This window comes from Priestia sp. SRI_019, assembly GCF_057586255.1.
In genome coordinates this window covers 1269282-1286346 of record NZ_JBYCZN010000002.1, presented here as the reverse complement: position 1 = coordinate 1286346, position 17065 = coordinate 1269282, and the positions used below count along the sequence as shown (strand labels likewise).

Genomic DNA, 17065 nt, shown 5'->3' with positions numbered 1-17065 from the left:
GTGAGGCTAAAGAGCCTCACCTTTTTTATTGAAGTTTATTCGATTCAGCATGCCGTACAAACATGGTTTCATCTTCTACTAATCCGCAAGCTCCGCACTGAATGCGTTTTTGCGGTCCGTTATAAGCAGCGTGAAAGGCATCGAGCGTATCGTTTGTGTATTCTTCTACGACGTCTCCGCTTCTTGGATCCATTTTTACAGGTTTTGCATTTTGTTCAATGATATTAAAACGCGTTCGATTTGTTTTGCAGCTAGGGCAAAGATAAGGGCTTCCCATTTTTAACATCTCCTTGAAAAATTTACTGTATTAATACCATGTCCGAATCCACCAAAAACATACAAAAACTTATGGTTTTCTATCGAACGTTCATTCGTTAAAATAGAAGCAGGTGATGAAAATGAGAATACGAAAAAACTTACAAGAAGTAATGGATATCTTGCAAACGAATCCATCGTATCAGAAAAATATTGTTCATTGGCATACAATCGAAGAGAAAGAAGCTAAAACTGCGCCATTTCCGGCTTCTTTGCATACGAAACTGCGTCAAGCACTTGAGAACCGAGGAATTGGTTCGCTTTATACGCATCAAAAAACAGCGTTTGATTTGGCGACAGCTAAGAAGAATGTTGTGGCTGTGACGCCGACAGCATCGGGGAAAACATTGTGTTACAACTTACCGGTACTTCAGAGTATTATGGAGAATGATCAGGCTAGAGCTCTTTATTTGTTTCCAACAAAAGCGCTTGCCCAAGATCAAAAAAGTGAATTAAATGAAATCATTGAAGAAATGGAAGTACCAATCAATAGCTACACGTATGATGGAGATACTCCGGCAAATATCCGTCAAAAGGTAAGAAAAGCAGGTCATATTGTTATTACGAATCCAGATATGCTTCATTCAGCTATTTTACCTCATCACACTAAATGGGTATCACTGTTTGAAAACCTGAAGTACATTGTGATTGATGAACTTCATACGTACCGCGGTGTTTTTGGAAGCCACGTAGCTAACGTTATACGCCGGTTAAAGCGAATTTGCCGCTACTATGGAAGCAATCCTATCTTTATTTGTACATCAGCGACCATCGCTAACCCAAAAGAACTTGCTGAGCATTTAACGGGAGCTCATGTTATGTTAGTAGATAACAACGGAGCGCCTAGCGGCCGCAAGCATTTTATTTTTTATAACCCGCCTATTGTTAATAAACCTTTAAACATTAGAAGAAGTGCTACGCTTGAAGTGCGAAATATTGCAGGAGAGTTTTTGGAAAATAAAATTCAAACGATTGTATTTGCACGAAGCCGAGTACGAGTGGAAATTATTTTAACGTATCTGCAGGAGCTCGTAAAAAACCAGCTTCAAAATAAGTCTATTCAAGGGTACCGCGGAGGATATTTGCCGAAGCAGCGACGCGAAATAGAAAGAGGACTTCGAGAGGGAAGTATTTACGGGGTAGTCAGTACGAATGCTTTAGAGCTAGGAGTGGATATCGGGCAGCTGCAGGTGTGTGTGATGACAGGTTATCCAGGCACGGTTGCAAGCGCTTGGCAGCAAGCAGGACGAGCAGGGAGACGTCACGGAGAAGCCGTCATTGTGATGGTCGCAAGTTCAAGTCCGCTTGATCAGTATATGATTCAGCATCCCGATTACTTTTTTAGCAGAAATCCAGAAACAGCTCGAATTAATCCTGATAATCTTGTTATTTTAGTCGATCATTTAAAATGCGCGTCCTATGAGCTGCCGTTTAAGCAGGGAGAAACATTTGATGGGGTAGAAATTGAAGACGTGCTGGAGTTTTTGCAAGAAGAGCGAGTGATTCATTTTAGCGGAGACAAATGGTACTGGATGAATGATTCGTTTCCAGCTCATAATATCAGTCTGCGCTCTGCATCCCAAGAAAATGTTGTCATCATTGATCAATCGGACGTTGCAAATGTGAAAGTAATTGGAGAAATGGATCGCTTTAGTGCCATGACGCTTCTTCATGATGAGGCGATTTACTTGCATCAAGGCATTCAGTATCAAGTAGAATACTTGGACTGGGATGAGAAAAAAGCGTATGTTCGTGAAGTCGATGTAGACTATTTCACCGATGCAAACTTAGCGGTTAACTTAAAGGTTCTAGAAGCTGATAAAGAACGACTGGAAAGGACATATTCAATCGGTTACGGTGATGTAATGGTCAGCGCTATGGCTACGATATTTAAAAAAATAAAGTTTGAGACGCATGAAAACATAGGGTCAGGTCCCATTTCACTTCCGGAAGAAGAGCTTCATACAAATGCCGTGTGGCTAAGCTTTGAAAAAGAACAGTTTTACGAATCTGAAGAACGATTGGAACAAGCGCTCATTTCCGTGGCAAATGCCATTCAGTCAATTGCACCGCTTATGGTGATGTGCGATCCGGCTGATTTACATGTAGTGCCTCAGATAAAAGCGGTGCACAACGAACAGCCGACTATCTTCTTATATGATCGATACCCGGGAGGCATTGGACTAAGTGATAAAGTATACGAACAAATGAATGATGTGCTAAATCAAACCAATCAATTAATTGTAAATTGTTCTTGCGAAAGCGGCTGTCCGTCTTGTATCGGTATGGAAGCACAGGGAGAACACGCAAAAAGCGATGCGCTCGTGCTGCTACAACAACTGCAAAGTAGGTGAACTCTTGTCTTTTAAAAATAAATTAAACCGTATGAAAAAGCATCTTCATGTTACAGAAGCAAAGCCGCCGGTTGAAAGTAACCCGCAGCGACCTAAGAGCGCATCTATTCCCTATGAGCAGGAATGGAAGGGAAATCATGCTGTGCCTTACTTTGCGGAAGACAGCTACTGTATGATCAGAGAAGTGGTGTACCCGCTCGACTACAAACATGGACATTATGAATTTAATGAGCTGAAAAAAGTAGTGCAAGTATGGAATCGGTCTACAGTTGCTCATCCGCTCTCATCAAAAGGCCACACATATTCAGATTTATTTTTCTTTGATACGGAAACGACGGGGCTTAGTACAGGTGCGGGAACAACTATCTTTTTGCTAGGATATGCAAGGGTGCTAAAAGATTCCGTCGTTTTTCGTCAGCATATATTAACGGAGCCAAGTGGAGAAGTAGCATTTTACGAAAGTTTTTTAAAAGAAGTAGACTATACGACGCTTGTGACTTATAATGGGAAATCTTTCGATTGGCCTCACGTGAAGACTCGCCATACGCTATTGAGAGATCATTTGCCCAAGCTGCCTAAGTTCGGTCACTTTGATTTGCTGCATGCGTCAAGAAGGCTGTGGAAACACAAAATGAGTTCGGTGAAGCTTGCGAATGTCGAAAAAGAAATACTTGGAATTGAACGAGTTGATGATATTCCAGGTTTTTTAGCTCCCATGATTTATTTTGATTTTATTGAAACGAAAAATCCAAGAGGCTTATTCGATATTATGAAACATAATGAATATGATATTTTATCGCTTATTACCTTATACATTCATTTATCAAAGCATCTCCTTACTAGTGAGGAGTTTACAGAAAAAGAAACATACGAAGTAGCAAGATGGTACGAGCAGTTAGGGGAGAACAAGCACGCTTTCTCTCTTTATCAGGGCGTAGCGGAAAAAGAAAAAGAGGAGCATGAAAAAGCTCAGCTAGCGATGGCTTATCATTATAAAAAAGAGAAGAGTTGGAAAGAGGCAGTGGACATGTTTGAACCCTTGGTTCAAACATGTGAAGGTGACGTCGCTATAGAAGCATTGGTTGAGCTAGCTAAAATTTATGAGCATCGTCTCAAAGATGTGCATCAAGCACTTCTATATACTGAGCTGGCCTTGGAAAAGTGGAATCAACTCAGAGAAATGACTAAAAAAACGTCGAAGGAAGCGCTTGAAAAAAGACTTCTTAGACTAAAAAATAAATCAGCTAAAGCATAGACTTCAGCTGATTTATTTTAAAATATTCAGAATTATTATTCTTTTGTTTTTGTGGATGTTTTATATTGTTCTATTTTTCAGTCATTGATAAAATTAGTCAATGTAAGACTTATTCTTACAGCTTAAAAACAGAACTTTGGTGAGATGGAGAGAGGCCTCATGAAAAATGTGATTTTAGTATCATTTTTCGCATTAATTTGTTTAACAGTAATTGTCTTAAGCAGTTTGAAAAATTCGTATAACTCCTTTATGTAGGCCAAAAATAGGTGTTTGTCTTAGTACATGTACACTGCCCTTCACATATTGTAATAGTGTAATAACTAAACAGTGAAAGGGGAAAAAGGATATGTATCCAAGACCAACAAAATGTATGCCACCAATCGTGCATCCAACAAAATGCTGCACGCAGTTTACTTCTCAGGAGGTAGTTGTACCTCACATTCATCCAAGTCATAATACATTGGTGAATCATACAAATGTGAAGCACGTACATTACTTCCCGCAAACGCAATCTGTTGTAAATGAAACTTCAAATCAACAGTTTTTTGGCGGTGCGCAGCAATATCCAACTCAAGTAGGGGGAGCAGGCTATCCAGGTCAAATGGGAGGCTACCCAGGTCAAGTAGCAGGTGCTGGTTACCCAGGTCAAGGAGGTTACCCAGGTCAAGTAGCAGGTGCTAGTTATCCAGCTCAAGGAGGTTACCCAGGTCAAGGAGGCTACCCAGGTCAAGTAGCAGGTGCTAGTTATCCGGGACACAAAGGTTGCGGCCAAGGAAGCTGTCATACAAAAGGCGCGCATCAAGGACCTAATTCAGGGTATTTTAGATAATGTACGTTAATAGGAGCTGATTACATCAGTTCCTATTCTATTTTGTTACAAAGGAGTTATATAATGAAGGTGCTAACGGTTACTGGTTATAAGCCATTCGAACTTGGGATTTTTAATGAAAAACATCAAGGCATTACATACATAAAAAAAGCGCTCTATAAAAAATTACAGGAATTAGTAGAAGATGGATTAGAATGGGTATTGATTAGTGGCCAGCTAGGAGTAGAGATTTGGGCAGCAGAAGTGGTATTTGATCTACAGCTCGATTATCCCCAGCTTCAGTTAGCTGTTTTAACACCATTTTTGGAGCAAGAAGAAAAATGGAATGAAGCCAATAAAGAATTGTATGAATTCGTCTTAAGTCAAGCAGATTATGTAGATAGCATCACAAAAAAGAAATATGAAAGTCCAGCACAGTTTCGGTTGAAAAATCAGTTTTTAGTAGAAAAAAGTGAAGGTATTTGTTTAGTTTACGACGAAGAGCACGAAGGAAGTCCTAAATATATGTTAGAAACGGCTAAAAAACGTGCTGAACGAGAAGAATACCCTATTATAATGGTGACGTCTCACGACTTACAGGATATCGTGGATGAAGAAAAATTTTCGTCTTTTTAACGAAACTTGGCGAAACATTTTAAAAGATAAATTGACATTTGAAGCTATTTTTGAAAAAATGAATTATAATAAAGATAAGGTTTATCGTATTCGAGGTGATAGAGATGTTAGCTGATAAGATTCGTTTAACGGCCAAAGAAATTTTAGAAAAAGAATTTAAAACAGGCATGAGAGGCTATAATCAAGAAGAAGTAGATAAGTATCTAGATTCTGTTATTAAAGATTATGAAGCATTTCATGAAGAAATTGAAGCATTACAAACTGAAAATTTACGCTTAAAAAAGCAAGTAGAAGAGTTATCTAAAAAGCCGCAACAACCTTCGTTTACCCCGCCGCCGGCTCAACAGCAGCAGCAAGCGGGTACGACAAACTTTGATATTTTAAAACGTTTGTCGAACTTAGAAAAACATGTGTTTGGAAGTAAATTATACGAATAACCTAAAAATAGGAGTTGCATTCAACTCCTATTTTTATTATACTAAGGAAAGTCGTTATCAATAACGTTCGGGTAATTGCTGCATCACATATGAGGATGTAGAGGAAAGTCCATGCTCGCACAGACTGCGATGTCTGTAGTGTTCGTGCCTAGCGAAGTCATAAGCTAGGGTAGCTGTTAAAAGCTAACGGCGGGGAAAAAGCCTAAGTCTTTTTAAGATATGGCTTGACTACTCTGAAAGTGCCACAGTGACGAAGTCTTATCAGAAATGGTAAGAGTGGAACGAGGTAAACCCCTCGAGCGAGAAACCCAAATAATGGTAGGGGAACTTTCTGGAAGGAACTGAACGGAAGGAAGGACAAAATGGTTACATTTTGTAGATAGATAATTGCCACCGGAGTACGAGGTAGCTAGCCGCTTGCAGTACAATGGTACAAAACATGGCTTACAGAACGTTATTGAAAAGCAATCGACACTTGTTGTTACACACTATATTTTAATCCAACCCAGCTCTTCGTATAACGGAAGAGCTTTTTTTATGTCAAAATGACAGCTTATCATAAGCTGTCATTTTTTTGTACAATCAGACTGAGCTTGTTGTCAGCCTTAGGTCTTAGGAGAAAATAAAGCTCTAGCTCGTTTTGAAAAAACGTCATAATCCTTAAACTAAGTATATAGATAAGCGAAAGGAGGAGACAAAATGAAAAAAGTTGGTTTGTTTTTGATTGGAGCGGTAGCTGCTATCGTTCTTTTTGCAAATGTCGGTCCGATGGTAGGGCTTGCACTTGGCTTGGTTATTTTGTACGTAGCATTTAAAGGGTTTGTTAAAGCAGAGACCCCCTTTAAAAAATGGCTCTGGGGGTTTATTGGTGTTGTCGTACTCTTAACAACTGTTTCAAACCTTCCGGCCCTTGCTGGTATCATCGCAGCAGTCGTACTTTACATTGTATATAAAAAGTGGAACAGCAGCAGCCCTATAAAAACGGAAAAAGAAGATCCGTTTAAGCATTTTGAACGTCAGTGGGCTGACTTAAATCAAAAATAATAAAAGTTTACTTTATTATCTAAGGAGATGAACACAATGAGAAACTTATTTACTCGAATGAAAGAAACGATTTCTGCAGACCTTCATCAATTGCTTGATCACAAAGAACAAAAAAATCCAATTGCTGCACTAAACCACTATTTGCGTCAATGCGAGCAGGAAACCGAAAAGGTAAGGCAGCTTGTTGAGCGACAGCACACGTTAAAAGAACAGTTTAATCGCGAATATCATCTGGCCCTTGACATGATGAAAAAGCGCCATGAGCAAGCACAAGTAGCACAAGCAGCTGAAGAAGCGGAATTACATGAATTTATTTTAAAAGAACATGCTCACTACGAAGAGCGAGCAAAGCGCGTAAAAGAATCTTATGAAGATGCATCCAAGCAGTTAGAAGAGCTTGAACAAAAGTATGAAGAAATGAAGCATAAGGTAAAAGATATGCATATTCGCCGTATGGAACTAATGGGGCGCGAAAATATTGCTCGTGCGCATCATCGTATGAATTCAGTAATGAAAACAGAAGCATCTTATACGTCTTACAGCCAGTTTGACGAAATGGAAACCTATATTGACCAGCTTGAAAATCAAATTAATACAAATTACTATAGACAAACGGTAGACAGCAAGATTGCTGAATTAGAAAAAAGAGTAAAATCATCGTAAAAAATCAGTGTTTCTGCATAAAACATGGTATTCTAAAAAAGGCGTAGGTTTCTGCGTCTTTTTAAGGTGAGAGAATAGATACCTGCAGCATCCAAAGAACGCTATGTCATCTACGAGGAGAAGGGAGAGAGAGCTGTGCAAAGCGTAAACAAAACAGAATCTCTTATGTTCATTTTTATTTGCAGTTTATTTGTCCTGTTTATTGAAATTATGTTTTTTCACAGCGGCTTGATCTTTTCTGTATTAATTGCCGGTGCGTTCATGTATATTGGGCGAAAAAAAATGAGAAGAAAACTAGGGCGTATTTTATTTTGGATTGGCGTTATTGGGCTTGTGTTGAATATATTTAATACGGTTGCCTTTAAGTTTTTAGTTATTGCTCTTTTTCTGTATTTTTTACTTAGATTTATTCAATCAAGAAAGCATCCGATTGAATTCAGACCAACTGACGAATTTACCCAGCAGCCAAACCAAAGTTTGGTGCAGGTCCGACCGGTTTTGACGAATAAACTTCTTGGCAGTCAAAGAACCGAAGACTCCGTATACGAATGGGATGATATTAATATTCAAAGCGTATGGGGAGACATTGTGGTTGATTTAAGCAATACCGTTCTGCCAAAAGGCGATGCGGTTATTTTTATTCGTCAAGTGTTTGGAAATATTAAAGTGCTCATTCCTTACGAAACGGAAGTATCTGTGAATCATTCTAAACTAGCAGGAAACGTAACGGTTTTTGGACATCAGCGCGGCTTTTCGTTCAATGAAAATTTGTCTATCAAAACAGAGGAATTTGATCAATCTGCTCATAGGGTGAAGATTGTTACAACTGTTGTGATTGGAGATATAGAGGTGCAAAGGATATGAGTATTCTTCAACGGCAGTTATTATGGGGGATTTTCCTAAGTTTTTTTGTATTTGTATCCGTGCTCCTTACCGTGTTTTTTGCATATCCTGTTTTTCAACTTAGCGACTTATGGAAAACAAGCGTATTTGGCATGCCTTTTGTGCTGTTTTCCTTCAGTTTGAGCCTGACGATCGGAAGCGTGATTGGAGGAATCATGGGGTTTATGTGGAGACAGCAGTGGACATATGTTGAAAACCGATTATATGAAATAGAAAATGGCCACCGGCATATGTCGGCAAATGAACCGCTTATTCAAGAAACGTCTCGAATTATAAGCCGTTTAAATAAAGTAGATCATAAAATGATTCTTCAAGCACAGAAATCCCAAAAGATGGCAACGGAAAAAGTGGAAAATCAGCAAAAGCAAGTGCAAGAAATTGTTTCTCAGGAACGAAATCGGCTTGCTAGAGAACTGCATGACTCCGTTAGTCAGCAGCTATTTGCCGCTTCGATGCTTATGTCTGCTATTACGGAATCCAATCTTACGCTACAAGATTCTGAAGCTAAGCAATTAAAGATGGTTGAAAAAATGATTAATCAATCACAGCTTGAAATGAGGGCTTTGCTTCTTCATCTTCGTCCTGCAGCATTAAAAGGAAAATCGCTGCAGGCTGGAATGAAAGAACTGATGAATGAGCTTGCTCAAAAAGTACCGCTTGAATTAAATTGGAAAATAGAAGGTTTTGAACTTGATAAAGGCATTGAAGACCACTTGTTTAGGATTTTGCAAGAATCCGTATCAAATACGCTGCGTCATGCCAATGCAACAGCTTTAGATGTGCTGCTGATTAAACGTGACTTTTCCATTATTTTACGTATCGTTGATAACGGAGTCGGTTTTGATGTAGAAAAGGAAAAAGTCGGATCGTACGGCCTGCAAAATATGTACGAACGTGCAGTTGAAATTGGAGGCTTGTTAAAAATTATTAGTTTGCCCGACAAAGGAACAAAGCTAGAAGTGAAAGTACCGTTAGTAGAAAGAGAGGAGAAGCAAAATGATTAATGTACTGTTAGTGGATGATCATGAAATGGTTCGTATTGGCGTAGGAGCGTATTTGTCTGCTCAAGCAGACATTCATGTGATAGCTGAAGCAGCAAATGGCCAACAGGCCGTTGAATTAGGGCTTCAGCTGCGTCCGGATATTATTTTAATGGATTTAGTCATGGAAGAAATGGACGGGATTGAAGCAACAAAACAACTGATTAAGCAGTGGCCAGAAGCGAAAGTGATCATTGTCACTAGCTTTCTAGATGACGAAAAAGTATATCCCGCTCTAGAGGCAGGGGCAACAAGCTACTTATTAAAAACGTCTAAAGCAGGAGAAATTGCAGCTGCTATTCGCCGTACATATGAGGGGCAATCTGTATTAGAGCCCGAAGTAACCGGTAAAATGATGTCTAAAATGAGAAAACCGTCGTTACCTCATGAAGAACTGACAGCTCGTGAAATGGAAATTTTACTGCTAATGACACAAGGCAAAACAAATCAAGAAATTGCAGACGAATTATTTATTGCGCTAAAGACGGTAAAAACACATGTGAGCAATTTATTAAGTAAGCTGGATGTACAGGACCGGACTCAAGCCGTCATCTATGCCTTTAAACACAAATTAGCGCAGTGAGAATCGTTATTCAAAACAGAATAACGATTTTTTTTGTGAAAAACCTATTTTTTTGCATGTATTCATTATAAAATAGCGATATGCGTAAAGGCGAACGCTTACGTAAAAGCACTATTTTGAGGGGTTGAGCACATGGAAAAGAAATGGTGGAAAGAAGCTGTTGCGTATCAAATCTATCCGCGAAGCTTCATGGATTCAAACGGCGATGGAATTGGTGACATTCAAGGGGTTATTTCAAAATTAGACTATTTATCTGATCTTGGAATTGATGTCATTTGGATTTGCCCGATTTATCAGTCTCCTAACGACGATAATGGCTACGATATCAGTGATTATAAAGATATTATGAAAGATTTCGGAACAATGGAAGACTTTGATGAGCTGCTAGATGAAGTTCACCATCGCGGAATGAAGCTGATTATGGATTTAGTTATTAATCATACTTCAGATGAACACCCTTGGTTTTTAGAATCCAGGTCTTCTAAAGAGAATCCATATCGTGATTATTATATTTGGCACGAAGGTAAAGATGGCAAAGAGCCAAACAACTGGGAATCTATTTTTAGCGGATCAGCTTGGGAGTTCGAAGAAAAGACAAAAGAATATTACATGCACGTATTTTCTAAAAAACAGCCCGATTTAAACTGGGAAAACGAAAAAGTACGTCATGAGCTTTATGAAATGGTTAACTGGTGGTTAGATAAAGGAATTGACGGCTTTCGTGTAGATGCTATTTCGCATATTAAGAAAGTGGCCGGCTTCCCAGATCTACCGAACCCTGAAAAGCTAGATTATGTGCCATCGTTTGAAGGCCATATGAATCGACCGGGAATTCAAGAACATTTAAAAGAGCTAAAAGAAAATACGTTTGCCAAATACGATATTATGACGGTTGGAGAGGCAAATGGTGTAACATCGAACAGCGCGGATGAATGGGTAGCTGAAGATGGCGGAAACTTCAATATGATTTTTCAGTTCGAGCATATGGGACTGTGGGATAAAGGAGAAGAAAAACCGCTTGATTTAATCGAGTTAAAAACGATTTTAACTAATTGGCAAAATGGTTTAGAAAAAATCAACGGCTGGAACGCTTTATATTTAGAAAATCATGACCAAATTCGTTCTGTAAATAAATTCGGCAGCGTAGCTTACCGAGTGGAAAGTGCAAAGTGCTTAGCTGCACTATACTTTTTAATGAAAGGAACACCGTTTATTTATCAAGGACAAGAACTTGGAATGACCAATGTTAAGTTCGATTCTATTGACGATTATGATGATGTTGGTATGATTAACTACTACCGTATTCAGCGTGAAAAAGGCGATTCACATGACGAGATTATGAAAGTGATTTGGGAAACAGGCCGCGATAATTCAAGAACGCCAATGCAGTGGAATACAGAAAGAAATGCAGGATTTTCTACTGGTACACCTTGGATGAAGGTGAATCCAAATTACGTAGATATTAACGTAGAAGAGCAGAAAAGTGATAAGAATTCGATACTGAATTTTTACAAACAGCTCATTAAAATTAGAAAACAGCATGATGTGCTGGTGTATGGAACTTATAAGCTGTTGGCAGAAGAAGATCCCGCTATTTACGCGTATACGCGAACATTAGAAGGTAAAACCGCTGTTGTTATTTGTAATATGTCACCGAAAAATCAAACGTTCGAGTTTCCTTCAGAGAGCGCATTTGCAAACAGAGAAGTGCTGATTCATAATTATCCGTTGGATACAAACGAAACGCTTGAAAAATGTACGCTGCATCCATATGAAACACGTGTATACTTACTTTCATAAACAAGTTGAGCAACCGATTGCGCAATTGTAAAATGAAAATCTTTTAAAAACACATTTATATGCGACATAGGTGAAGAAACTGCTGGCTCTATCAAGAGCCAGCAGTTTTTGCATTTTAATAAAAAGACGGAGAAAGCTTTGACTACGGCGCATGTATATGGTACTTTTACACTTAGTGTAGATAATTAGAAACAAAATGAGGTTGAAAAATGGCGAAATATAAAATTATTGCAACAGCAGCAATGGGAATTGAAGCACTGGTCGCTAAAGAAGTGCGTGCTTTAGGATATGAATGTGAAGTAGACAATGGCAAGGTTATCTTTGAAGGAGACGAGCTCGCAATTGCTCGCTGCAATTTATGGCTTCGTACAGCAGATCGAATTAAAGTGCAGGTTGGACAGTTCAAAGCTCGTACGTTTGATGAGCTTTTTGAACAAACAAAAGCATTAAACTGGGGTGATTATTTACCGGTCGATGCACAGTTTCCTGTGTCGGGAAAATCGGTTAAATCTAAATTGTTCAGCGTATCAGATTGTCAAAGCATCGTGAAAAAAGCTATTGTTGACAGCATGAAAAAACATTATAACAAAACAACAGGCTGGCTCGAAGAAACGGGCTCAACGTTTAAAATTGAAGTAGCGCTATTAAAAGATGTTGCTACATTAACAATTGACGCAAGCGGTGCAGGACTTCATAAGCGCGGTTACCGCGTAGGACAAGGGGAAGCTCCTTTAAAAGAAACGCTGGCAGCGGCTCTAATTATGCTAACGCCGTGGAATGCGAATCGTCCGTTTGTCGATGTTTTTTGCGGTTCTGGTACAATTGCTATCGAAGCAGCGCTTATAGGTCAAAATATTGCACCAGGATTTAATCGTGACTTCTTATCAGAAGAATGGCCATGGATGTCAGCAAATATTTGGGACAAAGCGCGCGAAGAAGCAGAAGACTTAGCGAACTACGACCAAGTGCTAGATATTGCTGGTCATGATATTGACCATCGTATGGTAAAAGTAGCGGAGCAAAATGCATTTGAAGCTGGACTTGGAGATTTAATTCAATTTAAACAAATGCAAGTGCGCGATTTTACGACGCCGAAAGAATATGGAATCATTATTGGTAACCCTCCGTACGGCGAACGTTTAAGCGATCGTCCTTCTGTTGAAAAAATGTATGCTGAAATGGGCGAAGCGTTTTCTAAGCTTGATACGTGGTCGATTTATATGCTTACATCTCATGAACAGTTTGAACAGTACTACGGTAAAAAAGCGACGAAAAAACGCAAATTATTTAACGGATTTATTAAAACAGACTACTATCAGTACTGGGGACCTCGTCCTCCACGCAACGACCAATAATAAAAAGCCGAGCGGTGTAAAAACCGCTTGGCTTTTTTACGTTATTTCTTTTTTAAACCGCGATAAGCTAGCATTCCAAACATGCCTATACCGAGCACGACAATTAATAAAATAAACCAAAACGTGGCATTAAGCAGGTATTTATATAGTCCGTCATAATAATCATGCATGTACTCACCCCATTGTGTTTTTTTATAGTATGGGCGAGTAGCAGGGCAATATATGTATTCATTTCTTTTCAATAGCCGGCTTAAAACGAGAAATGATTAGCTTATTTCTAACATATTTACGAAAGGGAAATCTCATACTAAAACCTAAGAGGTGATAAAATGAGAAAAAATCAATCAGCACGGGTTTTTGGCGGGATGATACTTCTTTCATGGTTAACCATCCCTTTTATAGGACGACAGCATATTAAACGCTATTTATCATCTACTATGTTTATTTCCTTTTTAATTATGGTTGAAAGCTATATTGCTGAAAAAAAGAAGTGGTGGATATTCCCTAATCCTCCTCATCCATATCTAACAGGTGAAGCTGCTTTACTTTTAGGTCCATTTTTAGCAGGTTCTTTATGGATTAAAAAGTTCACATATGGCCATTTTGGAAGGTATATGTTATTAAATGCAATCGTAGATACATTTTTTGTTTATCCTTTTCAACGAGCTATGAGCCGTGCAAAGCTTTTTAGGGTAGGCACATTTAAAGAGTACCATTTGCTGGGCATCTTTCTGTTGAAAGCTGCTTTAATGTACGTTTACCAACATCTAGTAGTAGAGAAACCAAAACCTCAGCGTGCTTTAAAAAATAATCCTATAGAATAAAGGAGCAGGCAGGGAAGCGTGATTTTCTTGCCTGCTATTTTAATGCTCCAGATGTCATTCCTGAAATGAAATGCTTTTGCAAAAACACGTACGCAATCAATAATGGAATAGAAGAAAGAACGACTGCTGAAAACAGCATAGGATAATTAGTCAGAAATTCCCCTTGAAAGTCCAATAGTGCAATAGGCAGCGTTTTTACTTCTTTAGATTTTAACAAGAGCAAAGGGAATAACAGATCATTCCACACAATCACAAACGAAAAAATTCCTACTGTAGCCATTGATGGTATTGAAAGTCGAAGAGCGATTTTTGAATATATTTTCCACTCTGACGCTCCGTCCATGCGAGCAGCTTCGAATAGTTCCCTTGGCAAAGTTTTCATAAACCCCGTGATAATAAAGACACCGATGGGAAGCAAAAAACTTATGGAGACAATAATGACGCCTGTTAGCGTATTGACGAGCCCAAGCTTATTCATCAGCAAAAAGACAGGAATCATATTGACTTGAGTAGGGACAATCATTCCGCAAACAAAAAAGCCGTATACAATCCATCCAAGCTTTTGAGGTAGCTGAATAATAGCATAAGCAATCATGCTTGAAAACCATAGAATAAAAAACGTGCTAAAGACGGTAACAATCACGCTGTTTTTAATATAGCCAAAGATGGGTTCATTGACGAGCAGCTGTTTATAATTTTCAATATTCCAGCCTGCTGGTAATCCGATTGGGTTGCTGTAAAGTTCAGGCGTTGTTTTAAAGGTTGTTAATAAAACCAAGCTTAAGGGCAACAGAATGATTAAACCGTATATCCCTAAAATCAGTTGTCTGAATGGGTTTTGTTTCATAAAAGAATCTCCTTTTACATTTTGGTTAAGCGAAGTACGCGAAATTGAAGAAACGTTAAAAGAGCAATCACAATCATAAATATAACTGAAATGGCAGAGGCATAGCCGAAACGAAAATTAATAAAAGCTTCGTGATAAAGCAGTGTCGAAAGAATTTCAGTTGAGTTGGAGGGACCTCCATTTGTCATTGCAATGATTAAATCAAATGCTTTAAAACTTTGTATGGTCGTATAAGCTACAACCATTGTCGTAGCTGGAGCTAAAAGAGGCCACGTAATGCGCTTGAATTTTTGCCATCTTGTTGCTCCATCAATACTAGCAGCTTCATATAACTCGCTGGGAATAGCTTGAATTCCAGCTACAAAAATAATAAGCATTTGACCAGTATGTGCCCAAAATTGTACAAAAGCCAAGCTGTAAATGGCGATATGTCCATTTCCAATCCAAGACTGGGTCCAATGCTCAAGGCCTATTTTACTTAAAAATAGGTTCACTCCTCCAATGTTGGGGTCATACATAAAGTTCCACGTGAAGGCAATCGACACGGACGAAATAATCGTCGGTACAAAAAAGAGTGAACGATAAAATGTATTCCATGCAGAATTTTTATAAAGTAAAAGTGCAAAGCCTAAGCTCAATAATGTTTGAAAGATCAGCACGCCAATTGTAAACTTTAAGTTGTTTGTAAGAGACTGTGTAAAAATAGCATCGTTTGTTAAAATTTCTTTGAAGTTTTGAAACCCTACAAATGAGAACTGAGAAGACAATCCATTCCAATCAGTTGTGCTTAAAAATAAAGCAGAAAGCGTTGGCAATGCAAAGAAAACAGTATATATGATAAAACCGGGAAGTAAAAACAACCATAGATGTCTGTTTTTAGAGATACTTTTAAATGAAAAGAGAGGAAAAGAGAACGAAGGGGTTCTCTTTTCTTCTTCTTGAATAGACGTATTAGTTTTTAGCGACACGTTCTACCTCTCCTTGTGCTTTTTCAGCAGCTTTTTTCGCTGACATACCGGATAGTACGTCCTGTACAGATGTTTCAACAGCTTTTGATACGCGCTCATTTAAAATGGTGAATCGAGGTTGGAAGACCGTTTTTTTGTCTTTCCACTTTGCGCTTTCTTTGAGTTCAGGTGAATCATATTTCACGTCTTTGACCGTTAATAACTGGCCAGTAGCATTTGCGTACTCAGAAGAAACCTTTGGATCTGCAAGGAAAGTCAAAAATTTCTTAGCAGCTTCTTTGTGTTTTGATTTTTCAGCAACACCTAATAAGAATGTCGTGGTATGAACACCTTCGTATTTTGCTTTATCTTGATCCACTGTAATCGGGGCAAGCAAACCTTGATCAATCTTCGGATTTTGCTGTTTGACTGTAGCCATCATATAAGAACCTTGAGCAAGCATTGCGCCTTTTTCCTGAGCAAAAAGTGCTGCAGCACTTTCTTTTTTCGTACCAAGAGCATCTTTTTGGAAGTAACCTTTGTCATTTAATTCTTTAATTTGAGATAGGGTTTTGATAAACCATTCATCAGTTAGCTTGCGCTTGCCCGTTTCTACTTCGTGAAGGGCGTTGTTTGTAGGTTCGTTATTCATAATCATTGGATTAATAAATTGAGAAGGACTTACGTCTCCTGAAAATAAAATTGGAGTGTATCCATTTTTCTTTAATGCTTCAGATGTTTTTAAAAAGCTATTCCAATCTTTAGGAACATCTAAATTTAGTTTTTCAAAAATGCCTTTGTTATAGACAGGGATGTTATAGACCAGCTGATAAGGAAGAGCATATTGCGTATCATCCGCTTTGCCCGCTTGGATTAGCTTTTCGTCAAATTTCCTGAGTAAGCTTTGGTCGTCCAGCTTGGCAAAACCGTTTGCTTTGCGAATCGTTTCAAATTGACTTCCTGGAAAACTAGCAAATAAATCGATACCTTCTCCAGATAATAGAGATCCTTGAATTTGTGATTGATAGGAATCAGAAGGAAAGACGGTCATTTCTACATGAATATTTGGATTTTTCTTTTCGAATTGCTCAATGATAGAATCAAAAGCTTTCGAATCTTCTCCTCGCCAATGCGTAAAGTTAATGGTTACTTTTTTAGAAGAGTCACTGCTGTCGCCGCTTGTTGAACTGTTTTTGCCGCAGCCCGCGATGATCACGGTGAGCATTGCTAACAGAATTAATAATTTTTTCATTT

Annotated in this window: 18 protein-coding genes and 1 other RNA gene; 14 read left to right on the top strand and 5 right to left on the bottom strand. The window is 38.6% G+C overall.

Annotated elements, in window-relative coordinates:
- Window positions 1-25: 25 nt before the first annotated feature.
- A complete protein-coding gene (locus AC2YJL_RS16765; RefSeq protein ID WP_013056134.1) occupies window positions 26-277 on the bottom strand; it encodes a hypothetical protein in 252 nt (83 codons plus the stop codon).
- A 121-nt stretch (window positions 278-398) separates the two neighbouring features.
- Here AC2YJL_RS16765 and AC2YJL_RS16760 point away from each other — a divergent pair, with 121 nt between their 5' ends.
- From AC2YJL_RS16760 to AC2YJL_RS16700, 13 genes are all read left to right on the top strand, one after another.
- Window positions 399-2669 (top strand): DEAD/DEAH box helicase, encoded by a 2271-nt coding sequence (locus tag AC2YJL_RS16760; RefSeq protein ID WP_369360901.1) that lies wholly within the window; start codon window positions 399-401, stop codon window positions 2667-2669.
- A gap of 4 nt (window positions 2670-2673) precedes the next feature.
- A complete protein-coding gene (locus AC2YJL_RS16755) occupies window positions 2674-3924 on the top strand; it encodes a ribonuclease H-like domain-containing protein (protein ID WP_369360899.1) in 1251 nt (416 codons plus the stop codon).
- 346 nt (window positions 3925-4270) lie between these two features.
- Entirely contained in the window at window positions 4271-4753 is a 483-nt protein-coding gene (locus AC2YJL_RS16750) for a CotD family spore coat protein (protein ID WP_369360897.1), read from the top strand.
- A gap of 63 nt (window positions 4754-4816) precedes the next feature.
- A complete protein-coding gene (locus tag AC2YJL_RS16745; RefSeq protein WP_025749350.1) occupies window positions 4817-5368 on the top strand; it encodes an SLOG family protein in 552 nt (183 codons plus the stop codon).
- A 104-nt stretch (window positions 5369-5472) separates the two neighbouring features.
- Complete coding sequence (gene gpsB / locus AC2YJL_RS16740; protein WP_013056140.1) at window positions 5473-5805, top strand: cell division regulator GpsB; 333 nt, start codon at window positions 5473-5475, stop codon at window positions 5803-5805.
- A 63-nt stretch (window positions 5806-5868) separates the two neighbouring features.
- Window positions 5869-6257: RNase P RNA component class B (gene rnpB / locus AC2YJL_RS16735), an RNA gene on the top strand.
- A gap of 247 nt (window positions 6258-6504) precedes the next feature.
- Window positions 6505-6849 carry a lmo0954 family membrane protein gene (locus AC2YJL_RS16730; RefSeq protein WP_050691199.1) on the top strand — a complete coding sequence of 115 codons (345 nt, stop codon included), beginning with the start codon at window positions 6505-6507 and terminating at the stop codon, window positions 6847-6849.
- A 36-nt stretch (window positions 6850-6885) separates the two neighbouring features.
- Entirely contained in the window at window positions 6886-7512 is a 627-nt protein-coding gene (locus tag AC2YJL_RS16725) for a PspA/IM30 family protein (protein WP_013056142.1), read from the top strand.
- Window positions 7513-7647: 135 nt separating this feature from the next.
- On the top strand, window positions 7648-8376 hold the full coding sequence (gene liaF, locus AC2YJL_RS16720; protein WP_195694992.1) for a cell wall-active antibiotics response protein LiaF: 729 nt from the start codon (window positions 7648-7650) through the stop codon (window positions 8374-8376).
- The gene (locus AC2YJL_RS16715; RefSeq protein WP_230932103.1) at window positions 8373-9419 is read left to right on the top strand and encodes a sensor histidine kinase; all 1047 of its coding nucleotides are present in this window, start codon (window positions 8373-8375) and stop codon (window positions 9417-9419) included. Before liaF ends, AC2YJL_RS16715 begins: the two co-directional genes overlap by 4 nt.
- Entirely contained in the window at window positions 9412-10038 is a 627-nt protein-coding gene (locus AC2YJL_RS16710; protein ID WP_013082360.1) for a response regulator, read from the top strand. Before AC2YJL_RS16715 ends, AC2YJL_RS16710 begins: the two co-directional genes overlap by 8 nt.
- 132 nt (window positions 10039-10170) lie before the next feature.
- Window positions 10171-11838, top strand: a complete 1668-nt coding sequence (locus AC2YJL_RS16705; protein ID WP_251567613.1) for a glycoside hydrolase family 13 protein — start codon at window positions 10171-10173, stop codon at window positions 11836-11838.
- Window positions 11839-12047: 209 nt separating this feature from the next.
- A complete protein-coding gene (locus AC2YJL_RS16700) occupies window positions 12048-13193 on the top strand; it encodes a THUMP domain-containing class I SAM-dependent RNA methyltransferase (RefSeq protein WP_014460934.1) in 1146 nt (381 codons plus the stop codon).
- Between the two features lie 41 nt (window positions 13194-13234).
- Here the strand turns inward: AC2YJL_RS16700 and AC2YJL_RS16695 are convergent, their stop codons facing one another.
- A complete protein-coding gene (locus AC2YJL_RS16695; RefSeq protein ID WP_013056148.1) occupies window positions 13235-13363 on the bottom strand; it encodes a hypothetical protein in 129 nt (42 codons plus the stop codon).
- Window positions 13364-13522: 159 nt separating this feature from the next.
- On the opposite strand from AC2YJL_RS16695, the gene AC2YJL_RS16690 reads away from it, so the two are divergent.
- On the top strand, window positions 13523-14017 hold the full coding sequence (locus AC2YJL_RS16690) for a hypothetical protein (protein WP_230932105.1): 495 nt from the start codon (window positions 13523-13525) through the stop codon (window positions 14015-14017).
- Between the two features lie 34 nt (window positions 14018-14051).
- On the opposite strand, the gene AC2YJL_RS16685 is transcribed toward AC2YJL_RS16690, so the two are convergent.
- Genes AC2YJL_RS16685 through AC2YJL_RS16675 form a run of 3 tightly spaced genes read right to left on the bottom strand, consistent with a single transcriptional unit; the run spans window position 14052 to window position 17063 of the window.
- Window positions 14052-14864 (bottom strand): carbohydrate ABC transporter permease, encoded by an 813-nt coding sequence (locus AC2YJL_RS16685; protein ID WP_013056150.1) that lies wholly within the window; start codon window positions 14862-14864, stop codon window positions 14052-14054.
- Between the two features lie 14 nt (window positions 14865-14878).
- Window positions 14879-15832 carry a carbohydrate ABC transporter permease gene (locus AC2YJL_RS16680; RefSeq protein WP_230932106.1) on the bottom strand — a complete coding sequence of 318 codons (954 nt, stop codon included), beginning with the start codon at window positions 15830-15832 and terminating at the stop codon, window positions 14879-14881.
- Complete coding sequence (locus AC2YJL_RS16675) at window positions 15816-17063, bottom strand: ABC transporter substrate-binding protein (RefSeq protein ID WP_251567708.1); 1248 nt, start codon at window positions 17061-17063, stop codon at window positions 15816-15818. The genes AC2YJL_RS16680 and AC2YJL_RS16675 overlap by 17 nt, the downstream gene beginning before the upstream one ends.
- Between the last annotated feature and the right edge of the window lie 2 nt (window positions 17064-17065).